This is a genomic window from Paenibacillus forsythiae T98, assembly GCF_000520735.1.
Classification (GTDB): Bacteria; Bacillota; Bacilli; order Paenibacillales; family Paenibacillaceae; genus Paenibacillus_AQ; species Paenibacillus_AQ forsythiae.
The window spans coordinates 1-12,065 of record NZ_ASSC01000766.1 but is presented as its reverse complement, the minus strand read 5'-3'; the positions used below and the strand labels follow the sequence as shown (position 1 = coordinate 12,065).

The following is a 12,065-nucleotide window of genomic DNA, read 5'->3' as shown; positions in this document are numbered from 1 at the left end:
CATCCGGAGAGCCGCAGCCCCCGCAGCCTCCGCAATCCGTTCTTCCTCAATATGCGCGAGCCGCCCGTCTTGCACGACAATCCGTCCGCCGACGATTGTCATATCGACGTTCTGGCTAATGCCTGTCACGACAGGCAAGGCCGCATCGTTGAACAAAGCTCCGGCATACTCCAGTCTGCGCGAGTCGATCATGAACAAATCCCCCGCTTTGCCCACCTCCAAAGAGCCGATTGCATCCTCCCAGCCAAGCACCCTCGATGAACCGACCGTCCCGAGCCATAAGCTTTCCTCGGCCGTAGGACCCGCGCTTCCGGCAGTCAGCTTGTGCAGCAGGTAGGCTTGCCGCGCTTCCCCGAGCAGATTGGACGAGTCATTGGATGCTGAGCCGTCCACGCCGAGTCCGACGTGAACGCCCGCCTGCAGCATGCTCCGCACTGGGAACACCCCGGACGACAGCTTCATGTTGCTGCTCGGGCAATGGGCACCCCCGCAGCCGCAGGCGCCCATTCTGTGAATCTCATCGCCATTAAAATGAATGCCGTGCGCATACCATACGTCCCGGCCGAGCCAGCCCGTCTTCTCCATGTATTCCAGCGGACGCAGTCCGAGCTTGGCCAGGCAGAAGTCTTCCTCGTCCTTCGTCTCGGCCAGATGGGTGTGCATCCGGACGCCGTAGCTGCGCGCCAGGCGGGCGGATTCCCGCAGAAGATCCTCGGATACCGAGAACGGCGAGCAAGGCGCGACGCCAACGCGAACCATGGCGAATTTGGAGGCGTCATGATAGGCTTCAATGACCCGGCGCGTGTCCCTCAGAATGACCTCTGCCGTCTGCGTCACCTCATCCGGTGGAAGCCCTCCTTGCGACCTGCCAAGGTTCATGGAGCCGCGTGTCGGATAGAACCGGATGCCAAGCTCCCGGGCCGCGCGAATTTCTTCATCGATCAGGTCTCCGCTGACCGCGTTCGGAAAGCAATAAAAGTGATCGGAAGCGGTCGTGCAGCCGGTCTTGAGCAGCTCGCCGAGGCCCACCATCGCGCTTAAGTACACATCCTCCGGCCGCATGTGGCGCCAAATCTCGTACAGTGTCAGCAGCCAGTCGAACAGCTCGCAGTCCTGCGCCCACGGGATGTTTCGGGTAAAAGTCTGGTATAAATGATGATGGGTGTTAATCAGCCCGGGATAGACGATCTTGCCCGCCGCGTCAATGACGGTATCGGCGTCCTCATAGGGAATGTCCGTCCCGATGGCTTTGATTTCCTGACCCTCGATGAAGAGGCTTCCTCCCGGGTGACAGCGGCGCTCTGCATCCATGGTAATAATGTTGCGGGCATTCTTGATCAGCAGTGTGCTCATAGTGTACCTCCCTTGTTGATGTAAAATGCAAAAAATCCCAACTACGAGCGCAATATTGTTAGATATTGCGTTCGTAGTTAGGATTTTACGGACCCCAGTAGAGCCCCCGAACCGATTATCGGGGTTATACGAACAACTGTGAAGTTGTTAATTAGTATAAGAAGACGCCGAATGGATGTCAATCATCTTGTTCGCCGCAGTCGCGGGCGCTCTTAAATCTTGTCAACAATGTTCATGACGAAACCGTGTTTTCAATTTCGTGACAAAGAAAGCGCTTCGATTTATGATGAATTCGTAGGAAATAACTTTCCTTCAAGCTTGTTGAAAGGCGTTGCAATCTATTAGTTGAGGGGGAAAAATATATGGCTACACTGGCAACGAAGCAGACTGAATCCGGTGGTGTCCGAGTAAAGGTACAGCAGCTTGGCCGCTTGTTAAGCGGTATGGTCATGCCGAATATCGGCGCATTTATCGCTTGGGGACTGATCACCGCTTTATTCATTCCGACAGGGTGGGCGCCCAATGAGCAATTGGCCAAGCTGGTAGGTCCAATCATCACTTATCTGCTGCCGCTTCTGATCGGTTACACGGGCGGAACGATGGTTCACGGCAAACGCGGCGGGGTGATCGGCGCCCTGGTCACCATGGGCGTCATCATCGGCTCGGATATTCCGATGTTCCTTGGCGCGATGCTCGTTGGCCCCTTGGCCGGGTGGGTGCTGAAATGGTTTGACCGGGCGGTGGAGGGAAAGGTTAAAGCGGGCTTTGAAATGCTTGTCAACAACTTCTCGCTGGGGATTATCGGCGGCACTCTGGCCCTGGGCGCTTACACCGGGATCGGTCCTCTTATTCAAGGGCTGACGAACATTCTGTCGGGCGGCGTGCAATTTCTGGTCAACTATCACCTGCTGCCGCTTGTCAACATTATCATTGAGCCGTCCAAGGTGCTGTTTCTGAACAATGCGATCAACCACGGGATCTTAAGCCCGATTGCCGTCCAGCAGGCGGCCAGCACAGGCAAGTCGATTCTCTTCATGCTTGAATCCAACCCCGGTCCCGGTCTTGGCATTCTGCTGGCTTACTGGCTCGCTGGCAAGGGTTCGGCCAAGACATCCGCTCCCGGCGCGATCATCATTCACTTTCTGGGCGGAATTCACGAAATTTATTTTCCTTATATTCTGATGAATCCGCGCCTGATCCTGGCGGTCATCGGCGGCGGTGTGGCAGGAACCTTTACCTTCCAGCTTCTTGGAGCAGGCTTGTCGGCTTCCTCTTCCCCGGGCAGTATTTTCGCTTATATCGCCATGACGCCTAAGAGCGGATACCTTTCGATGTTTGCCGGTGTCATCGCGGCGGCGGCCGTCTCCTTCTTCATGGCCTCGCTGCTGCTGAAGACCGTCAAGCAAAGCACGGAGGAAGTGGGTCTGGAAGAAGCGGCGGCCAAATTAAAAGGCATGAAAACAGCAGGCGCCGCGTCTCAAACCGCAACAGCTCAAACTGCAATCGCTTCCAACACTGCCGGCAACATCCGCAGCAAGGACGAAGTGCACAAAATCGTGTTCGCCTGCGACGCGGGTATGGGTTCCAGCGCCATGGGGGCCTCCGTCTTGAGAAAAAAATTGCAGAACGCCGGGGTTCACGTGACGGTAGTTAACTCCCCGGTCAGCGAGATTCCGATCGACGCCGACATTGTGGTTACCCAGAAGACATTGACGGACCGGGCGATCGCGAATAATCCGAATGCCGAGCATATTTCGATAGACAACTTTTTAAAGAGTCCGAAATATGACGAATTGGTCGAACGTTTGAGTTGAGGCTTGCAGGAGGGTTCCTATGATAAGGAAGATTAGCGCCAGACAGCGGCAAATGATCCAGCTTCTTCTGGATAATCGCCAGGAGATCACCGCTGCAGAAATCGCCGGGAATATCGGCGTCAGCGTGCGGACTGTCCACCGGGAGATGGAGGATACCGAGCACATTCTTCAGGACTTCGGGCTGACTTTAAGCCGCAAGTCCGGCAAGGGAATCCAGATGGACGGTCCGGAAACCGGACTCGGGCAGCTCAGGCACTTTTTGCGGGAGGAAAAACCTGCGGAATATTCGGGCGAGGAACGCAAAGTATTCGAGCTATGCTCGCTGATTGAGACAGAAGAGCCGCTCAAGCTGTTCGCTCTGGCGCACACCTTGAAAGTAACGGTAGCTACTATCAGCAATGATCTGGATGAACTGGAGCAATGGGTACGCAAATTTGGACTTCAGCTTGTCCGCAGAAGAGGCTACGGTGTCGAAATCGCCGGTGCTGAAGCCGACAAGCGGCGAGCAATCTGCAGGCTGGCAGCCGAGCATCTGGATCAGTCGGACCTGGTCGGCTCCGGGTCTCAGCCGGAAGGGGAGGGAAGTCCGGTCTTCGGCAAGCTGCTTGCCACTGTCGGACAGAGCAGGCTGCTGAACGTGGAGAATCTCCTGTGGGATATGGAGTGGGACTGGACGGCCGAACTCCCTGAGAATGTCTATATGGAATTGCTGCTGGGCCTGTCGGTCGCCGTCAGGCGCTGGGAAATCGGGATGGTCATCCCCTCTGCCGGGGAATCGGTCTGCTTGAGAATGTCCGAATGCCGGAATATTTCCGGCGCAGCAGAGTTCGTCAAGCGAATGGAGAACGTTCTGAACCTTGTGCTTCCCCAAGCGGAGATCGAATACATTGCCGGATGGTTTGACAGGGTACGGGAGCCCGGGGTGTCAGAGGTTTTGGTGTACGGGGACATTGGACTGATGGGGCTGGTATACCGTCTGACGGACCAGGCCGTCAAGCGAACCGGACTTCCGTTCCACAACGACCGGGTGTTAAGGGAGGGGCTGTTGGAGCATGTCGAGCAGGCTTTCAGACGAATCCGTGACGGCACCCGTATCCGCAATCCGCTGCTCGCTCCGATCCGCAAGGATTACCCCTATCTGTTCGGCGTTATCCGCGATACGGTGGAGGAGCTGAAGCTGGATTTGTCCGTACCCGATGAGGAGATTGCCTTTCTGGTTATGCATTTCGGAGCGTCTATGGAACGGCTTAACCAGCTTAAGCGAAATGCTCGGGCGATTCTCGTCTGTGCCAGCGGATTAAGCTCATCCCGGCTGCTTGGGGAGCGGCTAAGAAAAGAAATGCCCCAGCTTGAGATACGCGGCAATGTCTCCTGGTACGAGGCGGCCCGAATGCCGAAAGAGGAGTATGACCTGATCATATCGACCATTGATCTTCCGATGGAAAAGGACAGATATATCAGAGTTAGCCCGCTGCTGACGGCGGAAGAGATCGACAAGCTTCTGCGCTATATCGAGTCCAAGGTTCCGGGGGGAGCCGGAAGCGCTTCTGCCGGAGACGGCCCGCAAGTGGCCGGGGAATCGGTGATTGGCAGATTGAAGAGCTACAAAGGACTGCTCTATGAAATTGAAGGGCTGGTCGATCACTTCCGGCACTATTCGCTGAGCAATGAAGGAATGAATCTGCCGGATACCATCGGTGCGATGATGGAAAAGCTTTCAGGCAGCGGAGTAACCGATGATCCAAAGGCGCTGAAGAAGAAGCTGCTGGAACGGGAGAAGATGGCCAGTCAGGTCATACCGGATACCCGTCTTGCGCTGTTCCATACCCGCAGTACCCATGTGCTCATGTCCTCGCTGACACTGTATCGGCTCGGGTCGCCGCTTGTTTTGGACGGAGAGACCGAGGTCGGAACGGTTCTGCTGATGCTTGCCCCGCAGGAGCCGCCGAAGGAAAGTCTGGAAGTGCTCAGCGAGATCAGCGCGATGCTGCTGGATACAGAGCTGGTGCGTCTTTTGGAGGAGGGGCCGGAGCCGGAGATTAGAGCCTATTTGTCCGCCAAGCTTTTGCGTTTTTTCGAAAATAAAAAATGAAACCGGGAGGAAATCCAATGAGCATCCTGTCTGAAAATAAAATTGTATTGAACGCCGTCGCCAAAGACAAATACGAGGCTATTGCCATCGCCGGCCAACTGCTGGTCGAGGACAATCATGTCACGAAGGAATATATTCCGAAGATGCTGGAACGGGAAGAGGTCGTATCCACATACATGGGAGGCGGGCTCGCCATTCCCCACGGAACAAAGGATGCGAAGCCTTATATCAAATCGACGGGGCTGTCCGTTGTCCGGTTTCCGGAAGGCGTCGACTTTGGAGGCGACGAGCCGGCATTTGTGGTAATCGGCATAGCGGCCGCTGGAGAAGAGCATATGGAGGTCCTTACGAATGTGGCGATGATTTTCACTGAAGATGACGCAATCGAGCGAATTATGAATGCCGAGAGTCCTCTCGATATTATCGGCATTTTTGAGGGAGGCGTAGAAGTATGAAGGCTGTACATTTTGGAGCCGGCAATATCGGAAGAGGCTTTATCGGCCTGCTGCTGGCGCAATCGGGCTATGAAGTGACCTTTGTGGACGTGAACGAAGCCGTGGTACGCGAGCTGCGGGAACGCGGAGAGTATACCGTTACACTAGCCAGCGAGGGGCGGGAAACGGCAACGGTGAACCATGTAACTGCACTCAGCAGCGCCTCCCAGGAAGAGGAGGTGATGCTGGCTGTCGCTAATTCGCATCTTATAACAACGGCAGTAGGTGTTTCGATTCTGGAGCATATTGCAGGTGTCATCGCCCGGGGGATAGCCCTAAGGGTGGAGAAGTCTTCCCTGCCGCTGCATATCATCGCCTGCGAGAATACGATAGGCGGCAGCGCGCAGCTTAAAGAGCTTGTCTATGCCAGACTTGACGAAGAGACGCGGAGCAAGGCTGACAAAATGGTTGCTTTTCCGAACGCCGCAGTGGACCGGATCGTGCCGATTCAGCAGCATAAGGATATTTTGAAAGTAGTTGTGGAGCCGTTTCATGAGTGGGTCGTCGATTCCTCACAAATGCTTCCGGGCTATACGCCGATTAAAAGAGTTCATTATGTCGACAATCTGGAGCCATACATTGAGCGCAAGCTGTTCACGGTGAATACCGGACACTGCTCGGCGGCCTATCTCGGCTATCTTCGCGGATGGGAAACGATCCAGCAGGCGATGGAGGATGAGGAGCTTACCGCTTCCGTGCGGGAAGTGCTTGAAGAGACCGGGGAAGTGTTGATCCAAAAGCACGGCTTCGACCGTAAGGAGCATGGCAAATATATCGATAAAATTCTGGAACGCTTCCGAAATCCGGCCCTGACGGATGAAGTGGCCCGGGTCGGGCGTTCTCCGATCCGTAAGCTGTCTCCGGGAGACCGTCTCGTCTCACCCGCGATGCAGGCTTATGAGCGGGGCCTCAGCTTCTCTGCGCTTGCAAGGGCGATGGCGGGAGCGCTGCTGTTCGATGTGATGGAAGATCCCGAAGCTGCCGAGCTTCAGGCTTCCGTGGTCAAGGCTGGAACCCGGTCGTCGCTGGCTAAGTATACGAAGATTCCGCCAGGCCATAAGATTCATGAAGCGGTCTTGAAGCATTACGATGAATTAAAGCGGGTTAACGAATTGAAGCTGCTAAACGTATTGAAGCAAGCCTAGCTCTAAAAATGGCTGACAGGGTATAGAGCAGGGTGCAGACAGGTAATTTCGCGGCATAATATATGATAAAATCAATATATGAAAAATTCATAATAATATAATAAATGCCGATGGCAACAGTGAAAGGCAACAGTGAAAGCAATGAAGCTGCCGAAAAAAGCCCGCACGAATTCTGATAATCCGGCGGGCTTTCCATTATTCCGGCATGTGTTTGACGCTGCCGTAAATCCCGTTCAGCTACGCTCAATAATAGTTTGCAGCGTAGTTTGGTCGAGTCCTTCCACAAGCTTGATCAGCAGCTCTCTGGCCGCGTCGATATCGTCGGTGTGGATCATGGATGTAGAAGTATGAATATACCGTGAGCAGATACCGATCACGGCGGAGGGAACGCCGATGCCGCTTATATGCACCCGTCCCGCATCCGTTCCACCGCCTGGAGCGACGAAGTGCTGATACTTGATCCGGTGCGTATCCGCCGTGTCCTGCACATATTCCAGCAGTCCCCGGTGGGTAATCATCGTTGGATCAAAGATGCGCAGCAGCGCGCCTTCGCCAAGCCGCCCGAACGCCTGCTTGTCCCCGCTCATATCCGCAGCGGCGCTTGCATCGAGCGCGAAGAAAATATCCGGCTTAATCAGATTGGCCGACGTCTGCGCGCCCCGCAGGCCGACTTCTTCTTGCACAGTAGCGCCGGCAAAAACGGTGTTGGGCAGCTTTTTGCCGCTGAGCGCCTTGACCAGCTCAATGGCCAGCCCGACCCCGTAACGGTTGTCCCATGCTTTAGCCAATATTTTTTTCGGATTGGCAAGCGGGGTGAAGGGGCAGACCGGGACGATCTGCTGGCCGAGAGCCGCGCCGAACGCCATCGCTTCCTCGCGGCTGTCCGCGCCGATATCGATGAACATCGCTTTGATGTCGCTAACCTTGGCACGTTCTTCCTGGCTGAGCAGGTGGATCGGCGTACTGCCGACGACGCCCGTAATCGCTCCTTTTGGCGTAATAATTTGCAGCCGCTGGGAGCTGACCGCCGAGGCCAGCCAGCCGCCAAGAGGCTGAAAACGGATCATTCCGTTATCGGTTATTCCGGTAACCATAAATCCCACTTCGTCAAAATGGCCGGCCACCATTACTTTCGGACCGTTTACATCGCCGCGAAGCACACCGAACAGGCTGCCGAGACGGTCATGCACAAATTCGTCGGTATACGGCGCCATGGCTTCTTTTACAAACTTGCGCAGTTCACGTTCGAAACCGGGGGCGGAAGGGAAATCGGTTAGGGCCTTGAACATATCAAGTGTTTCCTGATTCATCTGCCATCGCTCCTTTACTACGGTATAGTATGAACTTTCACCGGCGGATTGTCCATTGGACCGGGGGCATACCGTACAGGGGAGCGCGCCGCAATCCGGGCAGGCCGGACTCTGAAATACGCGCTTGGCGCAGGACTTAAGTGTACACCCGGCGGGAAGGCGGCGAATACAATGCTTTTAGGGGCGTTTGAAGGCCATAACCCTGAAAGGGGAGCGAGAGAAGGATGTTTAAGTCGGAAGCGGAGCGTGAGGCCGTCCTTATTCTGGTGCTGTTTCTGCTGCTTGTCGCGGTGCTGCTGTATTTTACCTGAACCCTGAGTGTCATAAGGAGACGCAAGGCGGCGAACAATAAAGGAAAATCTTCTATGCGAAGTCGTTTATCGTCCCGGCTGCGCAATGTGCGCAAACGGGCCAGCCTTCGCCAAATCTTTAGGAGGTGCCTTCATTGCCGGCAAAAACCAAACGTTCGGGGGTCAAGCTGCAGCTTGATTCCCTGACTCCTCAAGTCTACAAGCAGATGGCCAAAAAGCACGAGCCCTCCAGGCCCGTATTCAAAAACTGTATTCGCGCGTTCCTGTCCGGCGGCCTGATTTGCTTGATTGGACAGGCGGTACAACAAGTGTTCATGGCTAATTTCGACATGACGCCCCGGGAAGCGGCAAGCCCGACAGTGGCGGTGTTGATCCTCATCTCCGTCATTCTCACCTGCTTCGGCGTATACGACAAGCTGGCGCAGTGGTGCGGCGCCGGGACGGCCGTTCCCGTAACCGGGTTCGCCAACAGCATGTGCTCGGCGGCGCTGGAACACCGTGCCGAAGGGATTGTCCTGGGCATGGCGGCCAACATGTTCAAGCTTGCGGGCTCGGTCATTGTCTTCGGCGTAGTGGCGGCCTTTATTATAGGCATCGTCTACATTTTTCTTGGACATGGGGGAGGGCATTTATGAAGCAGCTTGGCAAGCAGACTTGGCAGTTCACATCGCGGCCGGCTATTCTTGGCGCTTCGTCGGTAGTGGGACCCGAGGAAGGGGACGGGCCGCTCGCCGCGGATTTTGACTTCGTGTACGACACTTTGAAGATGAATGAGAACACCTGGGAGAAGGCGGAACGCCGAATGTTTGAAAAGGCGGTTCGTTTGGCCCTGATGAAGGCGGAAATCAAGCAGGAGGAGCTGGAATTTTTCGTAGGCGGCGATTTGATGAACCAGATTATCAGCGCGTCCTTTGCCGCCAAAAAACTCGGCACGCCCTATCTCGGCGTATTCGGCGCCTGCTCCACCTCCATGGAAAGCCTGGCGGTCGCATCCATGATTGTGGATTCCGGAGGAGCGAAATATGCGCTGGCCGGAACCGCCAGCCATAACTGTACGGTGGAGAAGCAATTCCGCTATCCTACCGAATACGGCTCGCAGAGACCGCCAACGGCGCAGTATACCGTTACGGGCTCCGGCTGTGCCGTGATTACCCGGAATGACGGGACCCAAAGCGGCCCTTTCGTTACTGCGGCAACCATTGGAAAGGTTATGGATTTTGATATTAAAGATCCGTTTAACATGGGCTCCGCCATGGCTCCCGCCGCGGCCGATACGATCATGGCGCATTTTCGCGACACGGGATTGTCCCCGGGATATTACGATTTGATCGCAACCGGCGACCTGGCATCGGTTGGACTCCCCATCACGCAGGAGCTGCTTGCCAAAGCAGGCATTCCGATGGAACAAACCGAATTCACCGACTGCGGCCTGATGATTTACGACCGGGAAAGGCAGAAATTCGTCATTGCGGGAGGCAGCGGCTGCGGCTGCTCGGCGACGGTTACCTATGGGCATATCTTGAAACGGATGAAGAAGGGGCAGCTCAAGCGGGTGCTCGTCGTGGCCACAGGAGCGCTGCTGTCGCCGCTGTCTTATCAGCAGGGTGACAGCATACCCTGTATTGCGCATGCGGTTGCGCTGGAGAGCGGAGGTGAGCAAGCATGATTTTTGTATGGGCGTTTGTGGTCGGCGGCCTGATTTGTGTCATCGGCCAGCTGCTGCTGGATGTGGTCAAGCTGACTCCGGCGCATACGATGAGCGCGCTCGTGGTCGCCGGGGCGATAGCGGATGCGGTCGGAATATACGACCCGCTCGTGAAATTCGCCGGAGCGGGCGCATCCGTGCCGATTACCAGCTTCGGCAACTCGCTGGTGCACGGCGCGCTTATCGAGCTGGAGCAGACGGGCTGGATCGGTATCGTGACAGGCATCTTCAACATTACGAGCGCCGGAATATCGTCGGCGATTGTATTCTCCTTCCTGGCTGCGCTGCTCGTGCGGCCAAAGGGCTGATTCAACTGGGAGGAACCCGCCGAAAGGGAGCGTTCGGACGGGTTCTTTTTGCAAAATATCGGCCTTCCCCGCCTCATGACCTGCGCCGCTGAAGCCTGGATTTGATCCGCATCGCTTTGTTCAGGTGAACGAAATGATGCCGCGTCGCGGGCATCAGCATCAAGCCGCTTATCGTTTTGCCGCTCCAGTAGTCGGTCAGCCAGCCTGCTTTTTCCGTAACCGCGCCTTGCTCTCTCACCGCCTTGATCCGCTCCGCGTCCACCTTCTGTCTAAACTGTCCCGCTTCAAGAGAAGCTATGATTTCCCTGGTTCTGCGCCCGACAGCCTGCCGGTAAGCGAGCAGACCCTCAATCCCGATTTCCGCGCTGAGTTCCGCCATTTCCGCATCGGTCATCTCGTTGCCGGAATGGAGGAAGCGGATATTCAGTCTCCGGGCCATCCCGTCCGTGTCCTGCACCTGTCTTGTACCGGCAACCAGCAAATTCATGGTGATATCCTCCACTCTGGCGCTGTGCCACAGATGCCAAACGATGGAATTCCGCGTATCGGGAGACTGCACCGGATAGTGCCGCAGCGTCTCCTCCCTGGCGCCTTTCAGAAGCAGGTCTTCAAAGCCGAAGGCTATATCCGCTTCCCCGTCGGCCGTGTACAGCAGCGCGTGCTGCCGCAGCAGCAGGGAGACGGACTCCTTGTGCTCACTTGGCAAGAGAATCATGGCCGTCAGCCGTTTCTGATCTTCATTCCACGCCTTGCGCGCTTCCGCGTTCATCACAGGCCCCCCAAAGCTTGATAGAATATGGTATATTCAAGATTCTTTCAATATTATGGAAATCCTGCCCCGCAGCGCGTAATTTATCGTCTCCTTATGCGTAGCTTAACCGCTTTCAAAAGACGCCGAATGTACTTTGTCCCTCTTAATCATGTAAAATAGTAAGTATACTGTCTATTCTGATTAGGAGGTTTTACAATATATGCCCGTACGCCAGGAATCGATGCAAATTGTAAATGCTGTCCGCGCCAATCTGGAATCCTGCATTCTCGGAAAAACGTTTGAAATAGAGCTGCTGCTGACCGCATTGCTTGCAGGCGGCCATGTTCTGATCGAGGATGTGCCGGGAACGGGCAAAACCCAGCTGATCCGCGCGCTGGCAAGATCCATCTCCGGAGACTATCGCCGGATTCAATGCAATCCGGACATTCTGCCAAGCGACATTACCGGCGTATCGGTGTATCATCCGCGGGACGAGATGTTCCATTTCCGTCCGGGACCGGTAATGACCAATATTCTGCTGGCCGACGAAATCAACAGGGCGACGACCAAGACGCAGTCCGCGCTGCTTGAGGTCATGGAGGAGCGCAACGTGACGGTTGACGGGGAGACCTACGGGCTGCCGCATCCGTTCATGCTGTGCGCCACGCAGAACCCGATCGACTTTGAAGGGACGTATACGCTGCCCGAAGCGCAGCTTGACCGGTTCATGCTGCGGATCAGCCTGGGCTACCCGGACGCGGCAACCGAGCGCAACCTGCTTC

11 protein-coding genes and 1 riboswitch are annotated in these 12,065 nt (G+C 55.7%); of the genes, 8 read left to right on the top strand and 3 right to left on the bottom strand.

The window, feature by feature from the left end:
- Positions 1–1,353 (bottom strand): 8-oxoguanine deaminase (locus L692_RS0123355; protein WP_025702373.1); only part of this gene is annotated, 1,353 nt, incomplete at its 3' end.
- Positions 1,354–1,407: 54 nt separating this feature from the next.
- Positions 1,408–1,505: riboswitch (purine riboswitch) on the bottom strand.
- Between the two features lie 210 nt (positions 1,506–1,715).
- Here L692_RS0123355 and L692_RS0123350 point away from each other — a divergent pair.
- Genes L692_RS0123350 through L692_RS0123335 form a run of 4 tightly spaced genes read left to right on the top strand, consistent with a single transcriptional unit; the run spans position 1,716 to position 6,898 of the window.
- A complete protein-coding gene (locus L692_RS0123350) occupies positions 1,716–3,167 on the top strand; it encodes a PTS mannitol transporter subunit IICB (RefSeq protein WP_025702372.1) in 1,452 nt (483 codons plus the stop codon).
- A gap of 19 nt (positions 3,168–3,186) precedes the next feature.
- Entirely contained in the window at positions 3,187–5,259 is a 2,073-nt protein-coding gene (locus L692_RS0123345; RefSeq protein ID WP_036725202.1) for a BglG family transcription antiterminator, read from the top strand.
- Positions 5,260–5,276: 17 nt separating this feature from the next.
- On the top strand, positions 5,277–5,714 hold the full coding sequence (locus tag L692_RS0123340; protein WP_025702370.1) for a PTS sugar transporter subunit IIA: 438 nt from the start codon (positions 5,277–5,279) through the stop codon (positions 5,712–5,714).
- Complete coding sequence (locus L692_RS0123335) at positions 5,711–6,898, top strand: mannitol-1-phosphate 5-dehydrogenase (protein ID WP_025702369.1); 1,188 nt, start codon at positions 5,711–5,713, stop codon at positions 6,896–6,898. The genes L692_RS0123340 and L692_RS0123335 overlap by 4 nt, the downstream gene beginning before the upstream one ends.
- Before the next feature lie 233 nt (positions 6,899–7,131).
- Here the strand turns inward: L692_RS0123335 and L692_RS0123330 are convergent, their stop codons facing one another.
- Positions 7,132–8,208, bottom strand: coding sequence for a M42 family metallopeptidase (locus L692_RS0123330; protein WP_025702368.1), 1,077 nt, complete (start codon positions 8,206–8,208; stop codon positions 7,132–7,134).
- 445 nt (positions 8,209–8,653) lie between these two features.
- On the opposite strand from L692_RS0123330, the gene spoVAC reads away from it, so the two are divergent.
- Genes spoVAC through spoVAE form a run of 3 tightly spaced genes read left to right on the top strand, consistent with a single transcriptional unit; the run spans position 8,654 to position 10,532 of the window.
- Positions 8,654–9,154: a stage V sporulation protein AC gene (spoVAC, locus tag L692_RS0123320; RefSeq protein ID WP_025702367.1), complete on the top strand. Its 501-nt coding sequence runs from the start codon at positions 8,654–8,656 to the stop codon at positions 9,152–9,154.
- On the top strand, positions 9,151–10,185 hold the full coding sequence (spoVAD, locus tag L692_RS0123315) for a stage V sporulation protein AD (protein WP_025702366.1): 1,035 nt from the start codon (positions 9,151–9,153) through the stop codon (positions 10,183–10,185). The genes spoVAC and spoVAD overlap by 4 nt, the downstream gene beginning before the upstream one ends.
- Entirely contained in the window at positions 10,182–10,532 is a 351-nt protein-coding gene (spoVAE, locus tag L692_RS0123310; protein ID WP_025702365.1) for a stage V sporulation protein AE, read from the top strand. Before spoVAD ends, spoVAE begins: the two co-directional genes overlap by 4 nt.
- A 73-nt stretch (positions 10,533–10,605) precedes the next feature.
- On the opposite strand, the gene L692_RS0123305 is transcribed toward spoVAE, so the two are convergent.
- Positions 10,606–11,301: a DinB family protein gene (locus L692_RS0123305; RefSeq protein ID WP_025702364.1), complete on the bottom strand. Its 696-nt coding sequence runs from the start codon at positions 11,299–11,301 to the stop codon at positions 10,606–10,608.
- Positions 11,302–11,503: 202 nt separating this feature from the next.
- Here L692_RS0123305 and L692_RS0123300 point away from each other — a divergent pair.
- The coding region (locus L692_RS0123300; protein WP_025702363.1) for an AAA family ATPase at positions 11,504–12,065 on the top strand (562 nt) is incomplete at its 3' end.